This is a genomic window from Achromobacter sp. MYb9, from assembly GCF_002975275.1.
In the GTDB taxonomy this organism is placed as follows: Bacteria; Pseudomonadota; Gammaproteobacteria; order Burkholderiales; family Burkholderiaceae_B; genus Achromobacter.
This window is the reverse complement of sequence record NZ_PCOQ01000029.1, coordinates 15,716-41,076: the sequence shown is the minus strand read 5'-3', so window position 1 is coordinate 41,076 and position 25,361 is coordinate 15,716. Positions and strand designations below refer to the sequence as shown.

At 67.1% G+C, this 25,361-nt stretch carries 22 protein-coding genes; 8 read left to right on the top strand and 14 right to left on the bottom strand.

Features of this window, described 5'->3' with window-relative positions:
- Window positions 1-5 precede the first annotated feature (5 nt).
- Together CQ050_RS27260 and CQ050_RS27255 are read right to left on the bottom strand one after the other, a co-directional pair.
- A complete protein-coding gene (locus CQ050_RS27260) occupies window positions 6-1,571 on the bottom strand; it encodes an ABC transporter substrate-binding protein (protein ID WP_105559958.1) in 1,566 nt (521 codons plus the stop codon).
- Between the two features lie 335 nt (window positions 1,572-1,906).
- Entirely contained in the window at window positions 1,907-3,043 is a 1,137-nt protein-coding gene (locus tag CQ050_RS27255) for an MFS transporter (protein WP_233214327.1), read from the bottom strand.
- Between the two features lie 200 nt (window positions 3,044-3,243).
- On the opposite strand from CQ050_RS27255, the gene CQ050_RS27250 reads away from it, so the two are divergent.
- The 3 genes from CQ050_RS27250 (at window position 3,244) to CQ050_RS27240 (ending at window position 6,187) form a co-directional block, all read left to right on the top strand.
- Complete coding sequence (locus CQ050_RS27250; RefSeq protein ID WP_105559956.1) at window positions 3,244-4,197, top strand: LysR family transcriptional regulator; 954 nt, start codon at window positions 3,244-3,246, stop codon at window positions 4,195-4,197.
- A gap of 141 nt (window positions 4,198-4,338) precedes the next feature.
- Entirely contained in the window at window positions 4,339-5,142 is an 804-nt protein-coding gene (gene hutG, locus CQ050_RS27245) for an N-formylglutamate deformylase (RefSeq protein WP_105559955.1), read from the top strand.
- 31 nt (window positions 5,143-5,173) lie between these two features.
- Window positions 5,174-6,187, top strand: coding sequence for a LysR family transcriptional regulator (locus tag CQ050_RS27240; protein WP_105559954.1), 1,014 nt, complete (start codon window positions 5,174-5,176; stop codon window positions 6,185-6,187).
- A 77-nt stretch (window positions 6,188-6,264) separates the two neighbouring features.
- Here the strand turns inward: CQ050_RS27240 and CQ050_RS27235 are convergent, their stop codons facing one another.
- The 4 genes from CQ050_RS27235 to CQ050_RS27220 form a co-directional block, all read right to left on the bottom strand.
- Window positions 6,265-7,194, bottom strand: a complete 930-nt coding sequence (locus CQ050_RS27235) for an electron transfer flavoprotein subunit alpha/FixB family protein (protein WP_105559953.1) — start codon at window positions 7,192-7,194, stop codon at window positions 6,265-6,267.
- Complete coding sequence (locus CQ050_RS27230; RefSeq protein ID WP_105559952.1) at window positions 7,194-7,943, bottom strand: electron transfer flavoprotein subunit beta/FixA family protein; 750 nt, start codon at window positions 7,941-7,943, stop codon at window positions 7,194-7,196. Before CQ050_RS27230 ends, CQ050_RS27235 begins: the two co-directional genes overlap by 1 nt.
- Before the next feature lie 66 nt (window positions 7,944-8,009).
- Entirely contained in the window at window positions 8,010-8,543 is a 534-nt protein-coding gene (locus CQ050_RS27225) for a HutD family protein (RefSeq protein WP_233214326.1), read from the bottom strand.
- Window positions 8,527-9,714: an FAD-binding oxidoreductase gene (locus CQ050_RS27220; RefSeq protein ID WP_105559983.1), complete on the bottom strand. Its 1,188-nt coding sequence runs from the start codon at window positions 9,712-9,714 to the stop codon at window positions 8,527-8,529. Before CQ050_RS27220 ends, CQ050_RS27225 begins: the two co-directional genes overlap by 17 nt.
- Window positions 9,715-9,978: 264 nt before the next feature.
- Between CQ050_RS27220 and CQ050_RS27215 the strand changes: the two genes are divergently transcribed.
- From CQ050_RS27215 to CQ050_RS27205, 3 genes are read left to right on the top strand one after another with little or no spacing between them, the layout of a single operon-like run.
- A complete protein-coding gene (locus CQ050_RS27215; protein WP_199196946.1) occupies window positions 9,979-10,977 on the top strand; it encodes an aliphatic sulfonate ABC transporter substrate-binding protein in 999 nt (332 codons plus the stop codon).
- Between the two features lie 15 nt (window positions 10,978-10,992).
- Window positions 10,993-11,763: an ABC transporter permease gene (locus tag CQ050_RS27210; protein ID WP_105559951.1), complete on the top strand. Its 771-nt coding sequence runs from the start codon at window positions 10,993-10,995 to the stop codon at window positions 11,761-11,763.
- Window positions 11,751-12,536: an ABC transporter ATP-binding protein gene (locus CQ050_RS27205; protein ID WP_199196945.1), complete on the top strand. Its 786-nt coding sequence runs from the start codon at window positions 11,751-11,753 to the stop codon at window positions 12,534-12,536. Before CQ050_RS27210 ends, CQ050_RS27205 begins: the two co-directional genes overlap by 13 nt.
- Before the next feature lie 32 nt (window positions 12,537-12,568).
- Here the strand turns inward: CQ050_RS27205 and CQ050_RS27200 are convergent, their stop codons facing one another.
- Complete coding sequence (locus tag CQ050_RS27200) at window positions 12,569-13,087, bottom strand: DUF4952 domain-containing protein (RefSeq protein WP_105559949.1); 519 nt, start codon at window positions 13,085-13,087, stop codon at window positions 12,569-12,571.
- Between the two features lie 5 nt (window positions 13,088-13,092).
- Complete coding sequence (locus CQ050_RS27195; RefSeq protein WP_105559948.1) at window positions 13,093-14,082, bottom strand: LysR substrate-binding domain-containing protein; 990 nt, start codon at window positions 14,080-14,082, stop codon at window positions 13,093-13,095.
- Window positions 14,083-14,175: 93 nt separating this feature from the next.
- Between CQ050_RS27195 and CQ050_RS27190 the strand changes: the two genes are divergently transcribed.
- Window positions 14,176-17,796, top strand: a complete 3,621-nt coding sequence (locus CQ050_RS27190; protein ID WP_105559947.1) for an ABC transporter ATP-binding protein — start codon at window positions 14,176-14,178, stop codon at window positions 17,794-17,796.
- Here the strand turns inward: CQ050_RS27190 and CQ050_RS27185 are convergent.
- Window positions 17,768-20,365 carry a penicillin G acylase gene (locus tag CQ050_RS27185; protein WP_105559946.1) on the bottom strand — a complete coding sequence of 866 codons (2,598 nt, stop codon included), beginning with the start codon at window positions 20,363-20,365 and terminating at the stop codon, window positions 17,768-17,770. The two genes, CQ050_RS27190 and CQ050_RS27185, sit on opposite strands and share 29 nt — an antisense overlap.
- A 140-nt stretch (window positions 20,366-20,505) precedes the next feature.
- Between CQ050_RS27185 and CQ050_RS27180 the strand changes: the two genes are divergently transcribed.
- Window positions 20,506-21,195 (top strand): substrate-binding domain-containing protein, encoded by a 690-nt coding sequence (locus CQ050_RS27180; protein WP_233214325.1) that lies wholly within the window; start codon window positions 20,506-20,508, stop codon window positions 21,193-21,195.
- Here the strand turns inward: CQ050_RS27180 and CQ050_RS27175 are convergent.
- From CQ050_RS27175 to CQ050_RS27155, 5 genes are read right to left on the bottom strand one after another with little or no spacing between them, the layout of a single operon-like run.
- Window positions 21,125-21,895 (bottom strand): SDR family NAD(P)-dependent oxidoreductase, encoded by a 771-nt coding sequence (locus tag CQ050_RS27175; RefSeq protein WP_105559945.1) that lies wholly within the window; start codon window positions 21,893-21,895, stop codon window positions 21,125-21,127. The two genes, CQ050_RS27180 and CQ050_RS27175, sit on opposite strands and share 71 nt — an antisense overlap.
- Before the next feature lies 1 nt (window position 21,896).
- A complete protein-coding gene (locus CQ050_RS27170; RefSeq protein ID WP_105559944.1) occupies window positions 21,897-22,595 on the bottom strand; it encodes an ABC transporter ATP-binding protein in 699 nt (232 codons plus the stop codon).
- Window positions 22,596-22,607: 12 nt separating this feature from the next.
- Complete coding sequence (locus tag CQ050_RS27165) at window positions 22,608-23,381, bottom strand: ABC transporter ATP-binding protein (RefSeq protein WP_105559943.1); 774 nt, start codon at window positions 23,379-23,381, stop codon at window positions 22,608-22,610.
- Window positions 23,378-24,391, bottom strand: coding sequence for a branched-chain amino acid ABC transporter permease (locus CQ050_RS27160; RefSeq protein ID WP_105559942.1), 1,014 nt, complete (start codon window positions 24,389-24,391; stop codon window positions 23,378-23,380). Before CQ050_RS27160 ends, CQ050_RS27165 begins: the two co-directional genes overlap by 4 nt.
- 31 nt (window positions 24,392-24,422) lie before the next feature.
- Window positions 24,423-25,343, bottom strand: coding sequence for a branched-chain amino acid ABC transporter permease (locus tag CQ050_RS27155; RefSeq protein ID WP_105559941.1), 921 nt, complete (start codon window positions 25,341-25,343; stop codon window positions 24,423-24,425).
- Window positions 25,344-25,361: the final 18 nt, after the last annotated feature.

Sequence of the window (25,361 nt, the reverse complement as noted above, 5' to 3'; positions counted from 1 at the left end):
GCCGCTCAGGGCGTGCTTACCGTCGTCAGTTCGGTGATGGGAGGTTGCAGGTTCAGCGCGCCCTTCAAGGCGTAGCCATAGTTCACGCGATCCCCGCGCGCCCACACCTGCTTCAGCCCGAACAGGGGAACGGCGCAGACGTCGCCGTGGATCTTCACCTGCGCGTCTTTCCACAAGGCCAGCTGCTTCTGCGCATCCGGTTCCATCCGGGCCTGGCGGATGGCGTCATCGGCCACCGAGCAATGCGAGAAATTCGACATCGCGCCGGGCGCGCCGATCGCAGCGGCCGAATCGTAGAACTCCGTCAGGTACGTATCAGCGTTGGGGAATCGCGCCGCGCCGTAGAACACCAGGCCGCTCAAGTCCTGGCGGCTCTTGGCCTGGTAGGTCGCGTGGTCCACCACTTCCATATTGAGTTTGATGCCGGCCTTGGCCAATTGCGCCTGCACGATTTCCATGATGGGCTGCTGTGCCGAAATGTTCGACACGACGGACTTGATCTCGACGCCGTTGGGATAGCCCGCTTCCGCCAGCAGCTTCTTGGCGCGGTCCACGTCGTAGGTATAAGCGCCCGCGCTGCAGTCCTGGCCCAGATAACCGTTGGGCACCACCGAACAGCCCTTGTCGGCAACGTCCTTGCCTGCGTAGCGCACGATCTCATCCACGTTGATCGCGGCCGCGACGGCCTGGCGCACCTTCAGGTTGTCCAGCGGCTTGACGTTGCGGTTGAGATGCAGCGTGCGGAACTCGGCGGGCTCGAAGATATCGATCTTCATGCCGCGCTTGGCCGACCGTTCGACCCACCGCTGCTCGCGCTTGCCCTGCATCACGTCGATTTCGTTCGACGTGAAAGCCAGTTCGCGCGCGCTGTCCGATGGGATCATGCGGTACAGGATCCCGCCCAGCTTGGGCTTGCCGCGAAAGTACGCGTCGTTGGCCACCAGCTTCACGTACTGCTGGGTGACGTGTTCGCCGAAGGCGAACGGGCCGGTGCCGATGGGGCCGGCGCCGAACTTGTCGCCCAGCTTCTCGGCCGCCTTCTTGCTGACGATGTTGCCGCCGTGATAGTTGGATACGCGGCCCAGGAAGGTCGCGTCGGGGTACTTCAGCGTGAAGCGCACGGTGTAGTCATCCAGCGCTTCGACCTTGTCGATGATGGCGAAGGTGGCGGCGAAGCTGGAACGATTGGGATCGCCCGCGCGTTGGATCGAATAGACCACGTCCTCGGCTTTCAATTCGCCATAGCCGCCATGAAACTGAACGCCGTGGCGCAGGTGGAACGTCCAGACCTTGCTGTCTGCCGAGGCCTCCCAACGTTCGGCCAGATCCGGCTCCAACGCTTTGGGATCGGCGCTGCCCGCCGGAAACTGCACCAGCGCATCGAACATCTGCGCGGCCACCCCTTTGTCGGCGGTGGACGTCGCGCGGTGGGGGTCGAGCGTGGCGTTGTCCGCAGCGCCCGAACTGACGCGCAGCATGGGGCGCTCTTGCGCTTGCGCCGGCGTTGCCAGAGCGGTGCTACAGACCGCCAGCAACGCGGCCGCCAGGGCGAGAGGTACAGGACGTTTCATGGCTTCCCTTGTGCGCCGCACGCTGGCGGCATTCGAAGTTTGCAGTCGGAGATACGGCGTGACTGCAGACTAGGATCGGGACACCATGGCGTCAAAGTCCTTCAGGTGCTTGGGCTATTCCCCATGGTTATACGCGGGCGCTTTGCCCCGCCCGCCGCTCAGGGGCGGCGGGCAAAGGCTAATGGTTAGTACTGAGAGATGAAAAAACGCGTCTCTTCGGGAAAACACCGAGGGCCAGGAGAGACGCGGGCGGCTTGACGGCGCACGTTGTCGCGAACATCAGCGGGTAGCGGTCGGCACGGGGAAGATCTTCCGGTTCCCTGAAATGGCCGGCGCTACCGGCATGCCGAACCGGCATCAGGCGTTCGCCGGGGCTGCCGCCACGCCCATAGCGCGCCCGCCGGCAACAACATGCATGCCGCGGCCAGCCACAGGTTCACGCGCAAGCCCAGCGCATCCACGCTGGGCACGCCCAGCAACGATCCGGCGGCGATACCCAGATTGAACATCGCCACGAACAGGGCCGTGGCGGCCTCGACGGCATCCGGCGCGGCCCGCAACATCCAGGCCTGAAGCGATACCGACACGCCGCCATACGCCAGCCCCCACGCCACCAGCAAGACGCCGCCGGCAAACCGCAAATGCCCGAATCCGGCCAGCAACGCCAACGTCAGCAGCAAGGCTAGCGCGATCATCAGCAACACGCGGCCCGGCTGGCGCGCGGCCGCCGCCCCCGCTACGAAATTGCCGGCCACTCCGGCCGCGCCATAGGTGAACAACAGCGGGCCGATCCACGACTGGCTGAAGCCCGCGTGCGATTGCAGCAGCGGCCGGACGAAGGTGTAGGCCATGAAATGGCCGGCCACGAGGAACACGGTGACCAGCAGGCCAAGGCGCACGGCGGGATTCGAAAACTGCCCGGCCAGTTGGCGCGCGGACAGGCTGCGCACCGCCGGCAAGGGCGGCAAGGCCAGCCCGATCAGCAACAGCACGGCCGCGCACAGCGCCGCCATCGCGCCGAACGCGGCGCGCCAACCCGCCAGGTCGCCGATGAAGGCGCCCAGCGGCACGCCCAGCACGGACGCCACGGCCACGCCGCCGAAGATGATGGCCGTGGCCATCCCCACCGCCTGCGGCGGGACGATCCTGCCCGCCAGGCCGCCGGCAATGGCCCAGATGCCGCCGATGCAGAATCCCACGAGCATCCGCGCCCCCAGGAACCAGGGCATGGACGGCGCCAGCGCGCTGGCCAGATTGGCGGCGGTCAACACGGCCAGCAGGCCGCAAAGCAGCCAACGGCGGTCGGCGCCTTTCGCGCCGACAACGACAAGCGGCGCAAACAGCGCCGCCAGAGTCGCGGGCACGAAAAGCATCAGGCCGCCCTCGCCCACCGACACATCCAGGTCGTGCGTGATGGGCACCAGCAAGCCCACCGGCAACATTTCGGTGGTGACGACGCTGAACGTGGCCAAGCCCGCGGCAAGGACGCCAAGCCAGGCGCGTCGAGAAGTCCGGACGGGCGGCTGACGAAGGGTTTGAGCGGGTGAAGGCGTGGTGCGGGACATAGGACGGCGCGATCCGGAAAGGCCCGTTGCCAGGCCGACCCCTACGCAGTCTACTGTTTCCAAGCAGCTGATAAAGTAGGCGAAAAGCGAAACACAAGGGACAATTCGTGGACAATAAACCCGCCTCTTCCCACCGTCTGGATCACATCGGCGATCTGCTGGCTTTCGTGCGCGTGGCCGATGCGCAGAGCTTCACGGCGGCCGCCGACAAGCTGGGCCTGTCGCGATCCGCCATCGGCAAGTGCATTACCCGGCTTGAGCAAGGCCTGGGCGCCCGGCTGCTGCATCGAAGCACGCGCAGCGTCAGCCTGAGCGACGACGGCCGGATCTTCTACGAGCACGCGCAGCGCATTCTGTCCGAAGTGGACAACGCCACCGATGCGATGGCCAGCCGCAAGCAAGCCCCGCGTGGCCGCCTGCGCATCGACCTGCCCGTGTCGCTGGGCCGCTTGCATCTGATGCCGATGCTGCGTGCCTACCTGCGCCGTTGGCCCGACGTGGAAGCAGAAGTCAGCTTCTCGGACGACTACACCGATCTGGTGCGCGACGGCATCGACGTGGCGATCCGCATCGGCGGCGAATCGGACAGCCGGCTGGTGCGACGCGTGCTGGCGCCGCACCGGCTGATCACCTGCGCGGCGCCGGAATATCTGGAACGCCACGGCGCGCCGGCCACGCCCGATGCGTTGAATCAGCATCACACCCTGGTCTACACCCACGCGGGGCAACGGGTGCCGTGGCGTTTTGCCATCCAGGGCCTGGCGCGCCAGGTGCCGATGACCGGGCGCCTGCGGCTGGGGCATACCGAAGCCCTGCGCGATGCCGCGCTGGCGGGCGACGGGATCGCGCAACTGGGCGCGTTCCTTGTCGCCGACGACCTGCGCGCGGGCCGCCTGATGCCGGTGCTGGAATCCGTGGCTCCGCCGGGCGCGCCGGTCTGCGCCGTCTATCCGCACCGCCGGCACCTGTCGCCCAAGGTTCGCGTGCTGATCGACGAGATCGCCGGCGTCTGGAACACGGATCCGCCTTGGGCTCCCTACGCCCAGCCGATGCGCCCCTAACCCTTTGCATCACGCAGCTCGATCATCAACATCCATTAAACTGATGCAATTACCGCGGCGGGCCGCGCTGCCTAGCATACAAGCGCCCGCCAACTGCGGCTGGCCCCGCAGCGCACCGTCTTTGTTACCCGGAGTTTTCCCTTGAGCGATATCTTTCATTTCAGCCGCGGCACCGCCCCGCTGCTGATCTCCATCCCCCACTTGGGCAGCCAGATCCCCGACGCGCAACGCGCGCAGATGACGCCGCTGGGGCTGGAGTCCGGCGACACCGACTGGCATCTGGACACGCTGTACCAGTTTGCCCAGGCGCTGGGCGCGTCCGTGCTTGGCGCGCGCTATTCCCGCTATGTGGTGGACCTGAACCGCCCGCCCAACGACGAAAGCCTGTACCCCGGCCAGACCAAGACCGGCCTGTGCCCGACCCAGACGTTCCGCGGCGACGCGCTCTACCAGAACGACGCCGTGCTGACGGATGCCGAACGCGCGCACCGCCTGCAGACCTATTGGCATCCCTATCACGCCCAGCTGCGTGAAGAGCTGGACCGCATCAAGGCCGAGCATGGCACCGTGCTGCTGTGGGAAGCCCATTCCATCGCCAGCGTGCTGCCGCGCCTGTTCGACGGCAAGCTGCCCGACCTGAACATCGGCACCTCCGACGGCGCAGCCTGCGCGCCGGACATCCTGGCGGCGGTCAAGCAACAGTTGGACGCCTGCGCCGACTACACCTGGGCGATCAACGGCCGCTTCAAGGGCGGCTACATCACGCGCCACTATGGCGCGCCGGCCGACAACATCCACGCGATCCAACTGGAAATGTGCCAGTCCACCTACATGGATGAAACCCATCCCTACGGCTGGCGCGCCGACCTGGCCGGCAAGGTCATCCCGGTGGTCGAAGGCATGGTGCAAGCCGCCCTGCGGCAGACCACCGCGCGGCAGCGCTGACCCGCCGCCCCCGCCCAGGACACGCCAGGCGATGAACCGATTTTCGTTCAGCACGACGGAAAACTATCCGGAATGGAGCCTGTTGCTGACCTGGGTGGCGGTGGTGGAAGCCGCCTCCGTGTCCGGCGCGGCGCGCCTCTTGGGCCTGTCGCAGGCGGCCGTGTCGCAGCGGATCAAGCAGCTGGAAGGCGCGATGTCGACCGAACTGCTGGACCGCAGCACGCGGCCGGCGCGGCCCACGCCCGCCGGTGAACTCCTGTTCGACCATGCCGCGCGTTTGCTGGCCCAGGCCGGCGACATGACCGAAAGCGTGCGCAATCTGAGCCGGGCCAAACGGAACATCGTGCGCTTTGGCTGCGTGGATTCCTTCGCGGGCACCTTGGGGCCCACGCTGATCCACGGCCTGTCGGGCGCGTCGCGCCAGATCCGCCTGTGGTCCGGCATCACGCCCGTGCTGGACAAGCAGCTGGAAGACCGGCAACTGGACCTGGTGGTCACCACCAGCGCCGTGGCCGGCAAGCCCACCATCAAAAAGGTCAGCCTGTTCAGCGAACCCTACGTGCTGATCGTGCCGCGCACGATGGACATGGACAAGATCGATACGCTGAAGGAATTGGGCAAGCGCATGCAGTTCATCCGCTACAGCGCCCGTTCGTTCATTGGCGCCGAGATCGACCGCCTGATCGAATCGCACGACGTGATGATCGAGCGCACCTTTGAATTCGACAATACGGATCCGCTGCTTAGCCTGGTTACGGCGGGCATCGGTTTCGCGATCAGCACGCCGCTGTGCATCTGGCAGTCACGCCATTTCGTGGACCAGTTGCGCGTTCTGCCGCTGGCGCCCTACCTGGGCGTGGCCCGTGCCGACGATCCCAGCCTGTCGCGCACGCTGTATCTGGCGGCGCGGCAGCAGGAAGTCGGCAAACTGCCCACCGAGGCCCGGGACGTGATCCTGATGGCGATGGAACGCCTGATCCAGAAAGACATCGCCCCGGCCCTGGGGCTGCCGCCCGCCACGCTGTGGCGCAGCATGCGGCGCTGATGGGGCGTTGACGGGGACGGTTGACGAGGCGCTGATGGGGCGCACGAAAGCGCCCTTGAAGCGACATCAGCGCGGCGTCACAGCCCTGCCGTAAAAGCGGGAACCGCGTCGAACAGATCGCCGACCACGCCGTAATCCGCCACGCCGAAGATCGGCGCGTCGCCGTCCTTGTTGATGGCGACGATGGTCTTGGAATCCTTCATGCCGGCCAGATGCTGGATGGCGCCCGAAATTCCGACGGCCACGTACAGCGCCGGCGCTACGATTTTGCCGGTCTGCCCCACCTGCCAGTCATTCGGCGCATAGCCGGCGTCCACGGCGGCACGGGACGCGCCCAATGCCGCGCCCAGCTTGTGGGCCAACGGGTCCAGCAGCTTGAAGTTTTCGGCGCTGCCCAACCCGCGCCCGCCCGACACCACCACGCGTGCCGCACCCAGTTCCGGACGCTCGGACACCGCAAGCTCGCGACTGACGATGCGCGCCCGGCCGCTGTCGGCCACGGCCGCCACCGTGTCCACCTGCGCGCAGCCGCCCTCGGCGGGCGCCGCGTCGAAAGCGGTCGGGCGGATCGTTGCCACAACAACTGCATAGCCGCTTTTGACCGTCGCGATCGCGTTGCCCGCATAGATGGGACGCTTGAACGTATCGGCCGACAACACCTCGACCACGTCCGACACCTGCGCCACGTCCAGCAAGGCGGCAATGCGCGGCCCCACGCTTTTGCCTTGCGTGGTCGCGGCCAGGAACAGATGCGAATACGCGCCCGCCACCGTCAGCGCCTGCGCGGCCAGGTTCTCGGCCAGGCCGTCGCCAAGATGCGGCGCGTCCGCCAGCAGCACTTTTTCAACTCCTGCGGTACGTGCCGTGGCGTCCGCCACGGCTTGCGCCCCCGCGCCGGCCACCAGCACGTGGATCGGCACACCCAGTCTGGCGGCGGCGGCAATGGCGCTGCGCGTTGCGCCGGCCAGCACGTGGTTGTCGTGTTCGGCAATAACCAGGACCGTCATCAGATCACCTTCGCTTCGTTTTTGAGTTTGTCGATCAACGCCGCCACATCCGCCACCTTGATGCCAGGCGCCCGTGCGGCGGGTTCTTCCACGCGCAACGTTTCCAGGCGCGACCCCGGGTCCACGCCCAGCGCTTCGGGCGTCAGGACGTCCACGGGCTTTTTCTTGGCTTTCATGATGTTGGGCAACGTGACATAGCGCGGCTCGTTCAGGCGAAGGTCGGCGGTGATGATGGCGGGAAGCACCAATTCCAGCACTTCCAGGCCGCCGTCCACCTCCCGGGTCACGCGCGCCATGCCGCCGTCGATACCGATCGCGCTGGCGTTGGTGGCTTGCGGCCACCCCAGCAGCGCCGCCAGCATTTGCCCGGTCTGGCAGGCGTCATCGTCGATCGCCTGCTTGCCCAGGATCACCAGCGCGGGCTGCTCCCGCTGCACGACGGCGCACAGCAGCTTGGCCACGGCCAGCGGCTGCAACGAGGCGTCGGTCTGCACCAGCACGCCGCGGTCGGCGCCAATCGCCAAGGCGGTGCGCAGCGTTTCCTGCGACGCCGCCGCGCCGCAAGTCACGGCAACCACCTCCGCTGCCGCCCCCTGCTCTTTCAAGCGCACGGCCGCTTCGACGGCGATTTCATCGAACGGGTTCATCGACATCTTGACGTTGCCGATGTCCACATCACTCTGGTCGGCCTTGACGCGCACCTTGACGTTGTAGTCCACCACGCGCTTGACCGCGGTTAGTACCTTCATGCGAACACTCCTGGATTAAGGATTCTTGGGCTGCCTCCGTGCCAGCGGCACGCGGGGCAGGAACAGTCAGGCGGCATGCGGGGCGGCCACGCGCAAGTCCAGTTGCACCGCATCCGGCCCGTCGCCGGCCTCGACGGTGAAGCCGAACGCCTGCGCCCGGCCGGCGTCTCGCGCCAGCGAGCCGGCGACCAAGACGGGCGACGCGGATGGCCCCCCACCGAAACCCGACACGGCGGCCTGGGCCGCGCCACGCAGCACGAACAGGTTCAAGACCCGCACGGGGCCGTCCTGCAAGCGGGACTGGAACGCGACGTCGCCGGCAAAGGCCGTCGGCACGCCGGGCAGCAAGCGGATCTCCTTGCCGTCGCCTTGCAGCGTCACGCCTTGCCCCGACAGCACGACCGATACGCGGTCATGTCCGGGGAACCGGGAATACGGGCCGTCGCGATCGATATCCGCGATGCTGACGCGCCACCGCGGCACCGGCTGCGTATCCACGGCCAGCGTCCGGGTGACGCCCGCGCCGTTCTTCCACGGCTCGGGCGGCAAGCCCGACCAGTCCGCCTGCGCGATGCGCACGCGTTCAGGAGACGGCGCCAAGGCCGTACTTCCCGGTCAGCAACGCACCGCTTTCGAAACGGCCGATGTCGTAAGGCTTGAGCGACACGTCGGTCGCCAGGCCCAACGCCTCTTGCGCCAGCACGCGGCCCACGGTGGGCGACAACTTGAAGCCATGGCCCGAAAACCCGAAGCCCACGATCAAGCCCGCCACCCCAGGCACGCGGCCCAAGACGGGATTCCAGTCCGGCGTCACGTCGTACACGCCGGTCCAGGACGACGCCAGCCCGGCGGTCTCATAGGCCGGGAAACGCGCCGCCACCTGCTCGCCGACTTCCGCCACGTAGTCCAGCGGGATGTCGCCCTGTTCGGCGTCGCTCTTTTGCAGCGCCTCGCCCACGATGCCCTCGCTGACCAGCATCTGGTTGCCGCCGTAGCTGCGGCAATACAGCATGCCGGGGGACGCCAGGTCCTTGTAGACCGGCATCGAATAGGTGTAGGGCGCGGCCGCGCATTCCAGCGCCAGCACCGCGTGGCGTTCCGGCACGACGGGCATGGACACCCCGGTCCAGGCAGCCAGCTCGGACGTCCAGATGTTTTGCGTGCTGATCACCAGCGGACTGGCGTAGTCGCCTTCCGAGGTGGACACCCCCACCACCTGGCCGCCCTCGACCCGCAGGCCAAGAACGTCGACGTTTTCGCGGATGGTGACGCCACGGCGGCGCGCCCCGCGCGCAAAGCTGGTGGCTACCAGATACGCGTCGGCAAAGCCGGCCTCGGGCTCAAAGCCGATCAGCGCCGCGTCGTCGAACGAAGCGATGGGCAGCAATTCACGCGCCTGGGCGGCGGTCAGCAGTTCCAGCGCGATGCCCTGCGCGCGCTGCTGCGCAAGGGCGCCACGCAACGGCTCCAGCTTGTCGTTGTCGGCCGCGCTGATCAGATAACCGCACTTGACCAGGCCGCAAGAGGCCTCGTCATCGCCCACGTAGCTGGCGAAATTGTTGAACACGTTCCAGGACCGCTGGGCCAACTCCACGTTCTCGCGCACCGAATAATGGGTGCGCAGAATGCCGGACGATTGCGACGTCGTGCCGGCGCCAATCGTCGCCCGGTCCAGCACCAGCACATTCTTTGCGCCCAGCTCGGCCAGATGGAAGGCTACCGAGCTGCCGATCACGCCGGCACCAATCACGATCACGTCAAAACTTTTCACGGACAAGGCTCCAAGGACAAGTGGCGCGAGTGTGAACCCGCCCTTTCCCTGCCGCCGCAATATAAGCAGCGCGAATACTTAATAAAGCCGCCGATGAAATGCCGCCCGCCCTGGCGGATTGCTTAAGCACGACGAATTTTGACCATCGCCGCTCCTTATATTCACGCCGCCGCGCAGCTACCGGGTGACAGTCTGCCCTGCCGCGCCCCAGCGTGCCGGCGACATGATATCTATCGGTCAAACTACATTCAGTAGGGGAAAAATATGAACATGACTCGCCGCGCCATGCTGGTGCGCACCGCAGCTTTGGCGGGCGCCAGCGCCCTGGGCTTTCCCATGGTCGGCCGCGCCGCCAACGCCTCGTACACCTATGGCGGGTCGGCCTGGCTGGGCCACTATTCGGCCTACATCGCCTTGAAGACGGGCCTGTTCGCCAAGCAGGGCCTGGACATCAAGTGGCAGAGCTTCGCCACGTCGTCGGACCGCATGAGCGCCGTGATGGCCGGCAACATCGATTTGGCCGGCACCGGCGTCGTCTCTTCGCTGGCGCTGATGGCCGCGGGCGCGCGCCAGTTCCAGGTGATCGCCACGCCCAACAACTTCGGTCGTGCCGAAGGCGTGCTGGTGCGCGATGACGTGAAGTCCGTGGCGGATCTGAAGGGCAAGAAGATCGGCGTGACCTACGCGTCCAGCGCCCATGTGCTGCTGTTGGATGTGCTGCGCCAGGCGGGGCTGAACCCCGATCGCGACGTCTCCATCATCAATCTTCCCGCCACCAACCTGCTGTCCGCCTATCAGGGCAAGCAGATTGACGCGGCCGTGGCCTGGACGCCGGCGTTCGACCGCATCAAGGCCGTGCCGGGCACCCACGTGCTGTTGGACGACACTGCGTTCTCGCTCTACAAGCAGTACGCCATCACGCCCGGGCCGGACGTGTTGCTGACGCATGCCAAGCTGGGGCGCGAAAACCCGGAGGCCGTGAAGAAATTCCTGCACGCCGTCTTCCAGGCCAACGCCATGCTCACCGCGCAACCCGAAGAGGCCGCCGGCGTACTGCTGGAACTGACCGGCCTGTCGAAGGATGACCAACTGGCCGTCATCAAGCAGACGCAGTGGTATTCCGCCGCCGACCAGAGGGGCCTGATGGTGGACCCGGGCAATTTCGTCGCCGGCATGCAGCAACTGGCCGAGATGCTGGTGACGCTCAAGCAGATCGACAAGGCGCCCCAGGTCAAGGACTGGGTCCAGGCCTCGTACCTGTAAGCGGGACGTTCGCCTATGTCCTCGCGTTCGTCTTCAAGGGAAACTCGGCTGATCTGGGTCAGCGCGCTTTCGCTTCTTGGTTTCCTGTTGCTGTGGGAAGGCTTGTGCCGCGCCGGCGCGGTCGATCCCATTTTCCTGCCCGCGCCGTCCCAGGTCCTGGCGCGGGCCTTGTCGCTATCCGACCAGGGCACCCTGTTCTACAACGTGCTGGCCTCGACCCGACGCGTGATGGTGGGTTTTCTGGCCGCGGTCATCGTCGCCATTCCGCTGGGCATCTTGCTGGGCACCTCAAAAGTGGCGCGCGCGGTGTTCGACCCCATCATCTCGTTCCTGCGGCCGTTGCCTTCCATGAGCTGGATCCCGCTGTCGCTGCTGTGGTTCGGCATCACCGAAACGCAGAAATACAGCATCGTGTTCATGGGGTCGTTCGTGCCGGCGCTGCTATACGTGATGGAAGCGTCGCGCAGCATCGACCCGGTGCTGGTGCGGGCGGCACGCAACCTGGGCGCCAACCGCTGGCAGGTGATGCGCGAAGTGCTGTTTCCGGGCTGCCTGCCGCAGATTCTGTCGGGCATGAAGATCATCCTGGGCCTGTCCTGGACCTGTGTGATTTCAGCGGAACTGGTGGCGTCCAAGGAAGGCCTTGGGTTCATGATCATGAACGGCAAGGAGTTTTTCCAGACCGACACCGTGGTGCTTGGCATGGTGCTGATCAGCTTCACCGTGCTGGTGACCGATCTGTGTTTGCGGCTTCTTGAACGATGGGTGCTGGCATGGCAACGATGAACGACACGATGATCCAGCTGAAAGGCGTCTCGAAATCCTATGGCGACGTGCCGGTTCTGGACAGCGTCGACCTGGAGGTCAAGCGGGGCGAATTCCTGGTGCTGCTGGGCGCGTCCGGCTGCGGCAAGTCCACTTTGCTGAACCTGATGGCGGGCTTCATCACGCCCAACACCGGCACCGTCGCCATCAACGGCCGTCTTGTCACCGACGTGACCGCCGCCTGCGGCATGGTGTTCCAGCAGTACGCGCTGTTTCCGTGGCGCACCGTGCAGGAAAACGTGGAATTCGGCCTGAAGATGCGCGGCCTGTCCAAGCAGGAACGCGCGCCCATTGCCCGCAAGTACATCGAAATGGTGGGGTTGAAAGCGGCGGCCGACAAATATCCGCACGCGCTATCCGGCGGCATGAAGCAACGCGTATCGATTGCGCGGGTGCTGGCCAACGACCCGGACGTGATGCTGTTCGACGAGCCGTTCGCGGCGCTGGACGCGATGACGCGGCAGGTACTTCAGGACCAGCTGCTGTCCATCTATGAGCAAAGCGGCAAGACGATTGTCTTCATCACGCATTCGATCGACGAGGCGCTGACGCTGTCCACCCGCATGGCGGTGATGGGCTCCAAACCCGGCCGGATCGTGCAAGACATCCACAACGACCTGCCGCACCCGCGCAGCGCCGACGTGCAGTTGTCGCCGCGCTTCGTGGAACTGAAGCGGTCCATCTGGGAACGCGTGCAGGAAGAAGTCACGCGCAGCATGGAACTGGCCGTATAGGGCGCAGCCGCCCTCCCCGCGCGACACGGATCCTACGGCAGCTCGCGGAATACGGCGACGGTGATGTTGAAGTACGGGATCTTCTGCCATTGCTCCCGGACATAGCTGGGCGTCTCGACGCCCATGCCAACCATCACCGTGGGACCGTCCGACGGGTAGCGCGTGGAATACGGGGGTGAGCCCCATCCGCAACAGACGAACGCCAGCGGCGGCATGCCGAATACCTTGTGCAGATGGGCCTCCATGCGCGCCGCCGCCGCGCCACTTACGCGGTAGCTGGCGGTCAAGGGCTTCATCTGCATGTCGTCTCCACGCTCGCAGCCCAGGTACTCGACGTAATCAGGCTTTTGCCCCATCGCCAGCAGAAAATCCTGGCACGGCGTATCCGGCCGCGCCAGCCCTGCCGCGCGGCCATGGGCGTCCCAGTCGGCCAAGGCGTCCGCCAGGGTCAGACCCGGGTCCTGGCTCGGCGTCTGCGCCCACGCGGCGCCCGCCAGCCCCAGCAGGCAAAACAGCGATACGGCGCGGCCCAGGCTCGTGTGGCACGACATTCTGTTCACGGCACCCTCGATATCGGATCGGCAGTCAGGGGCGTCACGTCCTGCCACACGCCCATGCTGCGCCCTTCTTCGGCCAGGAATTCCACCAGCGCCGGCAGCGAGGCGTCCATCGGCCGGTTGGCTTGCAAGCGCATCACGTAGCCCCATGAGCCGGGCATGCGCAGCTGGGGCATCAGCGGCACCAACCGGCCATTGGCCAGATCTTCGTCGATCAGCGGCGCGCGGCCCAGCGCGATGCCGACCCCGGCGGCGGCGGCCGCGACGATGGTGCTCAGCCCGCTCAACACCATCGGGGCCTGCCGGTCGGAATCGGCCAGGCCCAGCCGTTGGCTCCACGTGCGCCAATCAGTTTCGGGGCTGTCGATGTGCTTCTCTTCCAGCCAGCGATGGCGCAGGAAGACGCGGGGATCGTTGCGGTCGGCTTCGGCGATCAGCGCGGGGCTGCATACCGGCACGACGGTTTCGGTCATGAGCGGTATGTCGCCCGGTTCGGCCAGATGCGGCCCCTGGGCCCGCACGTGCAGGAACGCCAGGTCGATGTCTTGCGTCTTCCAGGCGGGGTCCTGGCTGGCGTGCAGGTAAACCTGGACGCCGATGTCGGGGTGCAGCGCGATGAAGCGGCCGATGCGCGGCGCCAGCCACAAGGCGGCCAGCGACGGATTGGCCGATACGTTCAGCGTATAGCGCCGGCGGTCACGCGCCGTGGCCCGCGCGTGGCGGCAGGCGGTATCCAGAAGGGTCAAGGCCTGTTGTACGGAAGCCAGCAAATCGGCGCCCGCTTCGGTGGTTTCGGCGCGGCGCACGGTGCCCCCGCGCCGCAGCAACGGCACGCCCAAGTCGGTTTCCAACGCGCGCAACTGGTGGCTGACGGCGCTCTTGGTGACGTGCAGTTCCGCGGCGGCGCGGCTCAGGCTGCCCAGCCGGGCAACGGCTTCAAAGGCGCGCAAGGCAGCGAGCGGCGGCGTGTGGGTGGGAAGGTCGGCCATGAGTTGAGTTTATCTCAACCCATGATTGAAAAACTATCGCTTTCGCGCGCGCATCGGATCAGTGACCATGCAGGCTCTGGATGGAGCATTGATATGTATTTCGACTCTCGATTGTGGCAACTGACCGCGGGCCTGCGCGCCAGCATGGCCGGCGGGATCTTCCTGGGCCTGCTGGCGCTGGCGGCCGGCATCGCCCGCTACGTGTTCCTGGGCCAATTGCTGGCGCGCGTGTTCGACGGCGCGCCCTGGCAGGACTGGATCGCGCCCGCCTTGTGCGTGGGCGCGATGGTGCTGCTGCGCGCCGGGTTCGACCACTGGCGCACGGTGCAGGCCAACCGCACATCGGCCGCGATTCAACAGACGCTGCGCGGCAAACTCTACGACCGCATCGTTGCCCTGGGACCGGCCTGGTTCGCCAACCAACGCACGGGCGGCGTCATGCTGACGGTGGTGGACGGCGTCGAACAGCTGCAGACGTTCTTCGGCCAGTACCTGCCGCAAGTCGCCATCGCGGCGGCCGCGCCCTTTGCCATCTTTGCCGTGATCGCGTTCTGGGACGTGCCCACCGCGCTGGTCTTCCTGGCCGCGGCGCTGTTCGCCCTGTTCGGCCCGATGGCGGTCCACATGCTGGACCGCCGCGCCAGCCAGGCGCGCACCCGCGCGCTGAATGCCTTTGGCGAAGACTTCCTGGACGCGGTGCAAGGCTTGCCTACCCTGAAGTCGTATGGCCAGGGCAAGGCCTGGGGCCAGCGTCTGGCCGCACGCGCGCGCAGCCTGTCGGACAACACCTTCTGGGTGCTGTCGGTCAGCCTGCTGACGCGTGGCATCAGCGACCTGGGCGTGGCGTTGGGCGCGGCGCTGGCCCTGACGCTGGGCGCCTGGCGCGTCGCTGCCGGCGACATGAGCGTCGAAGCCCTGCTGATCGTGCTGATGGCGGGCACGGAGATCTTCCGCCCCTTGCGCGACCTGCGGTCGGTCTTGCACCGCGGCATGCTGGGCCAATCCGCCGCCGTCAGCATCCACGCGCTGATGGATGCGAAGCCGTTGACGCCGGTGCCGGACACCGGCGCCGCAAGCGCCGCGCCCGCCCGGCTGGCGCCCACCATCGAATTCGACGATGTGGCGTTCTCGTACACGCCTGAGCGCCCCGCCCACCAAGGGCTGGCGTTTCGCATTGCGGCCGGTGAACGCGTGGGCATCGTCGGCCCCAGCGGCGCGGGCAAGTCCACCATCGTGCGCTTGCTGCTGCGCGAAGGCGTGCCTCAGTCGGGCAGCATCCGCGTCGGCGGCCATGATGTGAACACGCTGGACACGCAGACGCTCCTGTCGCACATCGCGCTGGTCAGCCAGGACATCACGCTGTTTCACGGCACCATCGACGACAACCTGCGTCTGGGGCGCCCCGACGCCACCCATGAACAGGTGCGCGCGGCGGCCCGCGCCGCCAATATCGACGACTTCATCATGGCGCTGCCAGACGGCTACGCCACCCGCATTGGCGAACGCGGCCTGCAACTGTCGGGCGGCCAGCGCCAGCGCGTGGCGATCGCCCGCGCGCTGCTGCGCGACGCGCCCATCCTGATCCTGGACGAAGCGCTGTCGTCGGTGGACACCGAAAACGAAGCCCTGATCCAGCAGGCGCTGGACCGCCTGATGGCGGGCCGCACCACGCTGATCCTGGCCCATCGCCTGGCCAGCGTGATCGGCGCCGACCGCAGCCTGGTGCTGGACCAGGGCCGCGTCGTGGAAGCGGGCCCGCATGCCGAGCTCATGGCGCAACGCGGGCTGTACTACCGCCTGATGCACGAGCAGGCGGCCGCGCACCTGAACCCGTCGGCCGGCTTGCCGTCCGCCGCGGGCAACCCGATTTCCGCCGCGCAACCGGCGGACGCGCCCGACGCCAACCTGGACGACAAGCAAGGCCCCGCCCTGCGCTCGCTGGACGAAGATGCGGAGCACGTCGGCTGGCGCGCCACGCTGGGCACGCTGCTGTCGGTGGTGCGGCCCTGGCGCGGCACGCTCGCCGCAACCATCCTGCTGGGCGTGGCCCGCGTGGCGGCGTTCATCGGCGTGGGCGTGTTCAGCGCATTGATCGTGGCCGCCATCCGCGACGGCCGAGAGACTTCCGGGCTGATCGTCGGGCTATTGATCGCCGCGCCGCTGGCCGCGCTGTTCCACTGGCTGGAATCGTGGCTGGCGCATGCCATGGCATACCAGCTGCTGGCCGACATGCGGGTCAAGCTTTACGACAAGCTGGAACGCCTGGCGCCCGCCTACCTGCTGCAACGCCGGTCCGGCGACCTGGTGGCACTGGCGACGCAAGACGTCGAGATGGTCGAGTATTTCTATGCGCACACCATCGCACCCGCCATCGTGTCGGTGCTGGTGCCGCTGTCGGTGCTGGGTTTCCTGGGCGTATACAGCTGGCCGGTGGCGTTGGCGCTGCTGCCCTTCCTGGCCTATGCCCTGGTATCGCCGGTGCGCGGCCGCCGCCACATCGACGCGCTGGGCGACAAGGCCCGCCACGCCCTGGGCGAAATGAGCGCCCACACCACCGACACCATCCAGGGCCTGGCCGACCTGACGGCGTTCCAGGCCACGGGCCGCCGGCGCGACCAGTTCCTGAAAGTCGCCGACCACTACCGCATCCGCCGCCTGGATATCCTGCGCGACCTGTCCCGTCAGACCGCATGGTTCGAAGTGGCGATGGGACTGGGCGGCCTGGCGGTGGCTGTCGTCGGCGCATTGCAGGTGTCGGCCGGCACGTTGTCGGCCAGCATGCTGCCCCTGCTGGTGCTGGTCGCGCTGGCGACCTTCCTGCCCGTCTCGGAAATCTCGCAGGTCAGCCGGCAACTGGCCGACACCATCGCCGCCACCCGCCGCCTGCACGTGGTCGCCAACGAACCGGAACCCGTCACCGACGGTCCGCTGGCGCCGCCGGTGGCGACGCACGGCCTGTCACTGGCGTTCGAACATGTCAGCTTCGCCTATCCGGGCAAGCAGGAAGATACGCTGAAAGACCTGAGCTTCAAGGCGCCCGCCGGCGCCACGGTCGCGGTGGTGGGCGCGTCCGGCGCGGGCAAGAGCACGGTTGCCAGCCTGCTGCTGCGCTTCTGGGACCCGCGCCAGGGCGTCGTGAGGCTGGACGGCGTCGACGTGCGCCAACTGCAATTGGACGGCCTGCGCGAACGCGTGGCGCTGGTCACCCAGGACACCTATCTGTTCAACGACACACTGGAAGGCAATATCCGGCTGGCGCGTCCCGAAGCCACGCCCGACGACCTGGCCCGCGCGCTGGACCAGGCGGCCCTGACGGACTTCGTGCGCGCGCTGCCCGAAGGCCTGGCCACCCCCGTCGGCGAACGCGGCGTGCAGTTGTCGGGCGGGCAACGCCAGCGCATCTCGATCGCCCGGGCCTTCCTGAAGAATGCGCCGGTCCTGATCCTGGACGAGGCCACCTCGCATCTGGACACCTTATCCGAGATGCAGGTACGCGGCGCGCTGGACACCCTCATGCGCCATCGCACCACGCTCGTGATCGCGCACCGGCTGTCCACGATTCGCGACGCCGACCTGATCCTGGTGCTGGATCGCGGCACCTTGGCGGAGGCCGGCACGCATGACCAGTTGCTGAGAAAGCAAGGGGCCTACGCGCGCCTGGCCAGCCACCAGGGCGGCTACGCGGTCAATAGCGCAACGTCTCTACCGACTTAGCGTTGGCGCGTACCTCTGCGTCGGTGAACCAGACGCGCTTGTTGCCGAAACGGTTGTACAGGTCGAACTGGTCCCCGGCGTGGACGGACGGCGTGCCGTCCGGGGCGACGAAACCGCTTTGTCCCGGCGCGACCACGTCCACGGCACGCACGCCCTGGCCGTCGAACACCGTCATGTTGTTTTCGGTGCCGCGGTTCTGGGTGGCCGGATAACTCAGCACCGCCTTGCCGTCCGCCTGCGGCACGCCCAGGAAGTTCTTGGGCGCGAACACCATCGGCGGCGCGGGGATGCGCCACGCGGCGGGGTCCGGACCATACGCCTTCTGCAACACGGCCACGGCCTCGTCCAGGGCGGCCAGGCTGACGGCTTGCGGGCGGCGCCCATTGAAGAAGTCGTATTGCTGTGGCACCCCGGCGCTTGGGCCAGCCAGCGCATTGAACAGCACCTTGACGCCGACGGTCAGGTTGACCGAGCCGGTCGCGGGCGCGGCCGGCGTAGGGTAGCCCGTGGCGCTGTACCACTTGAAGAAGTCGGCCGGCATCTCGTCGGCCAGCGTCGCCTTCAGCATGGCGCGCAGCCATGCGTCCATCACCGCCGGGCCGGCATTGTCATAGAACCCCGGCCGCTTGTCGCTGGTGCCCATCCCGTCCCACGATTGCAGGCCCGCGACCAGCTTCGCCCGGGGATCATCCGCGGGCAGCCCCGCTACCGCCTGCTGCAGGAACGGCAGGAAATGGCGGCGATTGACGTCGGCATAGCTGGTGGTGCGGATCAGGTCCCACATCTGTTGCGGGCTGACTTTTCCGCCGTTGGCGGTCATGGCTTTCAGGCGCGTCTCGATCTCGGCGTAGCGGTCGGCCTGGCCCCAGACGATCGCGAACAGGTCGGTGGAAGGATAGCCGCGCATGGGCTGGTTGTTCCAGTTGGCGATGAAGCCCTGGCGCGGGTTGTACACCTGCGGATTGGTCGCGAACGGCAGCATGCCGTCCCAGTCCATTTCCCCCGTACCAGGCACGGGCAGGCGTGGATCGTGCCCCGGCCTGCGCTTGGGATAGAAGCCCGTGTGTGCGTAGCCGATGTTGCCGCGGTCATCGGCGTAATACCAGTTGATGGTCAGCGCATGGCGCGCGGCCTGCTGCTTCCATTGGTCCCAGTTGCGCGATTGCGTCTTGTGCGTCCAGGCCACCAGCGATTGCAGTTCGTAGCCCTCCCAGGCGCGTGCCTTGGCATAGGCCACATGCTGCGTGTCGTCGAACTTGGTGACAATGCCGTGCACGGTGCGGTAGACGTCCATCAGGACCGGCTCACCGCCCTTGACCGCAATCAGCTCGGTGCGCTTTTCCATCGTCTTCCACTCGCCATTGTGAAAGTACCGCGTGCGGTCGGCCGGATCGAGCTTTTCGGCATAGATGTCCACGTCGTCGCCAAAGCCCGCCGTCGAACCCCAGGTGACGTGCGCGTTGTGGCCGAACAAGATACTGGGATAGGCAAAGGGCGTATTGCCCACCACATCGAAACCCGCGCCATGCAGGCCGATGCCATAGGTGTAGGCGGGATTCCACCAGCCGAACTGCGGGCCATTCAAGAGGATCGAGCGCGCGTCCTTGGCGTGGTCGCGGCCCACGATCCACATGTTGCTGGTGGTGGGAAAGCCGGCGATACCGGGCTGGCCCGATTCCGCGAACTGCGCCAGCACGCGCGCCCGGGCATCGGCAGGCGCCTCGTCCAGCACGCCGCGCGTTTGCGGGTCGCGCGCCACGCGTTCCAGCATCGGCGGCGTGCCGTCATAGCGCGGCAACGCGTAGGACAGTTTTGCGGGGCCGCGCGCCGCAGCGTCCGTGCCGGGCGGGTACACGCCCTCTTCCTCGGGCACCGTCGTGGGCGCCCGGCTGTCGGTCATCCAGCGCAACTGGTTGAATATCTGCATGGCGCGCGCGTCGCCATGCTTGTCCTTCAGCGCGGTCAGCAGCGCCAGGTTATCGACCTCGCTGTTGGCGTCCGAAAACCGGTTAGCCATGGTGCCCACGAAGACCATCGCCACATCGTAGGGCGTCCAGTCGGACGGCTGGAATTGCAAGTCGTTGAATTCCTTAGGCATCAGGCTGCCCGGCCTGTCGCGTATCTGCGCGATCCAGGCATTCATACCCGCTGCGTAGCCGTCCAGGATCTGGCGTTCGGAGGCCGGCAGCGCGGCCAGCTGGCGCTGGATGCGTTCAGGCGAGAAATTGCCTCGGATCGACTTGTCGAATGCCACCATCTTTTCGCCCAGCACTTCGGCCACCCGGCCCTGGGTACTGCGGCGCGCCATCTCCATCTGGAACAGGCGGTCCTGCGCGACGGCGTACCCATACCCGTAAAAGAGGCCGTACACGGTACCGGCATAAACGTGGGGCATGCCGTATTCGTCGCGCCGGATCGTGACCTGTCCGCTGGCCGCGCGCGGTGCGCGGACCTCTTCGCGGGCAGGTGCGGCCGAGGCGGGTTGGGGTTGGGGTTGGGGTTGGGCGTGGGCGACGCCCGCGCCGGCGCAGACCGCCAGGATGGCGGCCGACAACAAATGCTGCTTCATGTGAATCTGTCTCCGTTTCTATGGACCGCGCCGCGTTGCAAGTCCCGGGCGCGGGGCGCGGCGCCTCTTGCGGGCACCGTCTACGGACCATGATACGAAGCGCCAAACTATAATTCCAATGCATTTATTTCATAGATTTCATGCGCTTCACGCCGGCGTCCCTGCTGCTGTCGCCTTTCCTGACCCACATGGCGGCCAATCATCCCCAGGTGCGCGTGGGGATCGAACTGGGCGCGACCGCGGCGCTGCTCGAGATGCTGCGCGGCGAACACATCGACGCGATGGTCTGCGACGCGCGCATGCTGTACGACGCGACCGATATCGACACGCGTCCGCTCGCGCCGTTGCGCGCCGGCATGGTGTGCCGCAAGGGCCATCCCATTCTGGCGCACAAGCGAGTCGGCATCGAACAGATCCGCCAGTATCCGGTGGCATCCAGCACCCTCAGCCCCGAGGTCTCGCTGCGGTTGGCCGAAACGTTGGGCCCGGGCGGCGCGCCGGAATCGATGGTGACGACGCGCTGCGAGAACCTGGACCCGCTGGTGGACCTGGCGTTGCATACCGACACGCTGCTGCTGGGCGTAATCTGCGTCACCCGCCATGAACAGGCCGCCGGCAAACTGGTGGAAGTGCCGATTCCGCCCGACCGGCAGCGACAGGGCCACTACGTGCTGGCGCGCCTGGCGGGGCGGACGCCCCTGACGGCGCAAGACGCGCTGTACGCCTTCACGCAGCAATGCTGGGCGGGATTCGCGGCGGTTAATCCGGCACGGCGACCGTATAGTTCAGCGCCAGCCGCCCCCCGTCGACGTACACCGTCTGCCCGGTGACGTAGCTGGCGTCGTCGCCCGCCAGGAACACGGCCACCTTCGCCACTTCGTCCGTCTGCCCCAGGCGCTGCATCGGAATCCGGGACAAGACGGTGCGCCGGGCGACGGGGTCGCTGGTGATCGTTGCCAGGATCTCGGTGTCGATGCTGCCGGGCCCGATGGCGTTCACCCGAATGCCGTGGGGCGCCAGCGACAAGGCCATCGATTTCGTCATCTGCCGGACAGCGCCCTTGCTGGCCCCGTACGCCAATTGGTCCGGCATGGCCAGCTCTGCAGTCATCGACGACAGCGTCACGATCGCGCCATTGCGCCGGCCGCCCGCCACCATCGCACGCGCCGCGGCCTGGGCCACCAGGAAGGTGCCGCGCACATTGACGTTCATGACGGCATCCAGGTCTTCAAGCGTCAGGTCCAGGAAATCCGCCGCGCGGATGACGCCGGCATTGCAGACGCAGATGTCCAGGCCGCCCCAGCGCGTCACGCAATCGTCCGCCAGCGCCTGGGCCGCGGCCGGATCGGTCACGTCGGCCACGCTTGCCGCCGCGCGTTCACCCAGGGCGCGCGCGGCCGCCGTCAGTTCGGCGGTTTTGCGGTCGGCCAGCAGCACGTAGGCGCCCTCGGCCACGAACCGCCGCGCAATCGCCAGCCCGATGCCGCCCGCCGCGCCGGTCACCAGCGCCACCTTGTCCCGCAGTTTCATTTCAGACTCCCACATAAGCGGCCACCAGATCGGGCCGCGCGGACAATTCCGCCGAACTGCCGCGCCACGCCGTGGCGCCTTTGTCCAGAATGACGTTCCGGTCGGACAGGCGCAGCAGCGCCGTGGTGTTCTTGTCCACCACGATCATCGACAGCCCTTCGGCTTTCAGTTGCGCCAGCACGCGCCAGATCTCGGCCCGCACGACGGGCGCCAGGCCTTCGGTGGCTTCGTCCAGCACCAGCAGGCTGGGGTTGGTCATCAGCGCGCGTCCCAGCGCCAGCATCTGCTGTTCGCCGCCCGACAGCTGGGTGCCCAGATTGGTGCGCCGTTCCTGCAACCGGGGAAACAGCGCGTAGACGCGGGACAGCGTCCAGGCCGGCGCACGCCCCCGGCCGCTGGCGGTGGCCACCAGATTCTCTTCGACGGTAAGCGTGGGAAAGATCTGGCGCCCTTCCGGCACCAGCGACAAGCCCAGCCGCCCGATCCGGTACGGCGCCATGCCGCGCAACGACCGGTCGCCGTACTGAATGCTGCCCTGGCTGGCGGGCAGCAGGCCAAACAGGCATTTGATGACCGTGCTGCGGCCCATGCCATTGCGGCCGATCAGGCCCACCACTTCGCCTTGCCCGACGTCCAGGTCCACGCCGAACAGCGCCTGGCAGTGGCCGTAGCCCGCCGTCAATCCGCGTATCGTCAACATCGCGGCTCTCCTTCAAGCGTCGGCGTCGTCGCCCAGATAGGCGCGGCGCACGTCGGGGTGGTTGCGGATCGCGTCGGCGGTGCCGGTCGCGATGACCTTGCCGTAGACCAGCACGCTGATGCGGTCGGCCAGCGCGAAGACGGCGTTCATGTCGTGTTCCACCAGCACGATCGTGTAGCGGCCCTTCAGGCTTTGCAGCAAGGCGATGACCCCCGCGCTTTCGGCCGCGCTCATGCCTGCCATCGGCTCATCCAGCAGCAAGACGGACGGCTGGCCCGCCAGCGCCATGGCGATCTCCAGCTGGCGCCGCTGCCCGTAGGCCAGGCTTTCCACCGGCGACTCCGCCACGGCGTCCAGCTGGCAGGCGCGCAGGGCTTCGCGCGCGGCCTCCACCACGTCGGCGCAGTCGCGTAGCGCGGTCCAGGCCGACAGCCCGCGCCGGCGCTTGCGCAGCGCCGCCAGACAGGCGTTCTCCAGCACCGTGTAGCTATCGAAGACCGAGGTCACCTGATACGAGCGCAGCATGCCCAACGCGACGCGTTCCTGGACGGTCGCCCGCGAGACATCCGCCGCGCCCAGGCTGACCGACCCGCCGTCGGGCCGCAGTTCGCCGGACAGCAGGTTGATCAGCGTGGTCTTGCCGGCGCCGTTGGGGCCGATCAACGCATGCAGCTCGCCTGGCGCGACATCCAGCGACACGCCATCCGTGGCGGCCAGCCCGCCGAAGCGGCGGACCAGATCCCGAGTGGCCAGCGCGGCCGGCGCGCTCATCGCGGCGGTCGTCATACCGAGGCCTCGTGGATCTTGATCTGGGCCGGGGCCTGGGCTTCCATGACCAGCGCTGGCTGCGCGCGGCGCCGCGGCCGCAGCCACGCCAGCGACCGGCCGTAACCGCCCCGGGCCAGCATCGCGATCACCACCACCACCGGCCCCATCAGCAGCATCCAATGCTGGGTCACGCTCTTGAAGGCCTCTTCCAGCAGCAGGTACGCCACCGCGCCGAAGATCGGGCCCAGTACATTGCCCAGGCCTCCGATCACCACCATGACGATCAGTTCGCCGGACACCGGCCACGACATGTAGCTGGGCGACGCGAACGCGGTCAGGTTGGCCAGCAGCAGGCCCGCGATGCCCGTCAGCACGCCCGAGGCCACATAGGCCGCCAGCCGCACGCCGAACACCGAATAGCCCAGCGCGTCGACCCGCCGCGGATTGGCGTGCGTGGCCCGCAGGATCATGCCGAAAGGCGATCGCCGCAATCGCAGCATCGCCAGGCTGGCCGCCAGCAGCAGCGCCCAGGCCGCCCAATACACGGGCTGGCTGCCGTCCAGGTCGAACAGACCGAATGCGCTGGCCTCATAGATGTTCAGTCCGTCGTCGCCGCCGTACTCGCGCAGGCTGACCGCCAGGAAATAGAACATCTGCGCAAAGGCCAGCGTGATCATGATGAAACCGATGCCCGAAGTACGCAGGCACACCGTCCCGACCACCAGGGCGACCAGCGCGCAGACCCCGATGCAAACGGCCAACTGCACCCAGCCATTGCCGATGCCGTAGAAGCTCAGGATGCCCACCGCGTAACAGCCCAGGCCCAGGAACATGGCGTGGCCGAAGCTCACCAGGCCGGCAAAGCCCAGCACCAGGTTCAGCGCCAGCGCCGCCAGCGCGTAGATCAGGATGCGTGCGCCCAGCGTCACGTAAAAGGGTTCGCCCAGCCACTGCGCCACGAACGGAACGGCGGCCAGGACCAGAAACAGCAGCGGCAGCGCCCAGCGCCGGCCAATAGGTTCTTGCATGATCGATTGCCCCTGTGCAGTGGCGCGCAGCTTAGCGGCGCGCCGAAAAGACCAGGCCTTGCGGGCGGACCGCCAGCACCACGGCCATGAGTACGTAGATCAGCATCGACGCCAGCGCCGGCCCGACCGCATTGGCGACCGGCGCGTCGAACACGGCGCGCAGCAGGTCCGGCAGGAAGGCGCGTCCCAGCGTGTCGATCATCGCAATCAGCAACGCGGCGATCAGCGTGCCGCGCACCGAACCGATGCCGCCCACCACGATCACCACCAACGCCAGGATCAACACCGGTTCGCCCATGCCCGACTGCACCGACAGGATCGGCCCCGCCAGCGCGCCCGCCACGCCGGCCAGCACCGACCCCAGCAGAAACAGCAGCGTTTTCAACAGATCGACATTGGCGCCCAGCACGCTGGCGATGGGCGCGTTGCTGGCCCCGGCGCGGATCAGCATGCCGAAGCGCGTGCGCTGAATCAGAAACCACGCCCCCACGGCCACCAGCGCGCCGATGCCGATGATCATCAGCCGGTACACCGGATAATCGCTGCCGAACAGGCTGACGGCGCCCTCCAGCCCCTGCGGGATCGCGGCGTAGTACGGCCGGCTGCCCCAGATGACCGAAGCCAGCTCATTGAAGAACATCATCAACCCGAACGTGGCCAGCACCTGGTACAGATGGTCGTGCCGGTACAGCGGCCGCGCGATCAGCCGTTCAAGCACCACGCCGACGAACGCGCTTCCCGCCACGGCGGCCAGGATCGAGAACGCGAACGAGCCGCTGGCGTTATAGGCCGTGGCCCCCAGGAAGGCGCCGATCATGTATAGGGAACCGTGCGCCAGGTTGATGAAATTCATGATGCCGAAGATCAGGGTCAGCCCCGACGACATCAGGAACAGCAACGCACCCAGTTGCAGGCCATTCAGCAATTGCGACAACAGCAACGATCCATTCATCGGACGTCTCCCGAGGGC

Excerpts from the sequence above, each read along its gene's own strand:
- CQ050_RS27170 (WP_105559944.1), bottom strand. The coding sequence starts at position 22,595 with ATGTTGACGATACGCGGATTGACGGCGGGCTACGGCCACTGCCAGGCG.
- CQ050_RS27230 (WP_105559952.1), bottom strand. The coding sequence starts at position 7,943 with ATGAAGGTACTAACCGCGGTCAAGCGCGTGGTGGACTACAACGTCAAG.
- CQ050_RS27260 (WP_105559958.1), bottom strand. The coding sequence starts at position 1,571 with ATGAAACGTCCTGTACCTCTCGCCCTGGCGGCCGCGTTGCTGGCGGTC.
- CQ050_RS27185 (WP_105559946.1), bottom strand. The coding sequence starts at position 20,365 with ATGAAGCAGCATTTGTTGTCGGCCGCCATCCTGGCGGTCTGCGCCGGC.
- CQ050_RS27160 (WP_105559942.1), bottom strand. The coding sequence starts at position 24,391 with ATGCAAGAACCTATTGGCCGGCGCTGGGCGCTGCCGCTGCTGTTTCTG.
- CQ050_RS27215 (WP_199196946.1), top strand. The coding sequence starts at position 9,979 with ATGAACATGACTCGCCGCGCCATGCTGGTGCGCACCGCAGCTTTGGCG.
- CQ050_RS27235 (WP_105559953.1), bottom strand. The coding sequence starts at position 7,194 with ATGACGGTCCTGGTTATTGCCGAACACGACAACCACGTGCTGGCCGGC.
- CQ050_RS27210 (WP_105559951.1), top strand. The coding sequence starts at position 10,993 with ATGTCCTCGCGTTCGTCTTCAAGGGAAACTCGGCTGATCTGGGTCAGC.
- CQ050_RS27205 (WP_199196945.1), top strand. The coding sequence starts at position 11,751 with ATGGCAACGATGAACGACACGATGATCCAGCTGAAAGGCGTCTCGAAA.
- CQ050_RS27155 (WP_105559941.1), bottom strand. The coding sequence starts at position 25,343 with ATGAATGGATCGTTGCTGTTGTCGCAATTGCTGAATGGCCTGCAACTG.
- CQ050_RS27175 (WP_105559945.1), bottom strand. The coding sequence starts at position 21,895 with ATGAAACTGCGGGACAAGGTGGCGCTGGTGACCGGCGCGGCGGGCGGC.
- CQ050_RS27190 (WP_105559947.1), top strand. The coding sequence starts at position 14,176 with ATGTATTTCGACTCTCGATTGTGGCAACTGACCGCGGGCCTGCGCGCC.
- CQ050_RS27240 (WP_105559954.1), top strand. The coding sequence starts at position 5,174 with ATGAACCGATTTTCGTTCAGCACGACGGAAAACTATCCGGAATGGAGC.
- CQ050_RS27195 (WP_105559948.1), bottom strand. The coding sequence starts at position 14,082 with ATGGCCGACCTTCCCACCCACACGCCGCCGCTCGCTGCCTTGCGCGCC.
- CQ050_RS27180 (WP_233214325.1), top strand. The coding sequence starts at position 20,506 with ATGCGCTTCACGCCGGCGTCCCTGCTGCTGTCGCCTTTCCTGACCCAC.
- CQ050_RS27165 (WP_105559943.1), bottom strand. The coding sequence starts at position 23,381 with ATGACGACCGCCGCGATGAGCGCGCCGGCCGCGCTGGCCACTCGGGAT.
- CQ050_RS27200 (WP_105559949.1), bottom strand. The coding sequence starts at position 13,087 with ATGTCGTGCCACACGAGCCTGGGCCGCGCCGTATCGCTGTTTTGCCTG.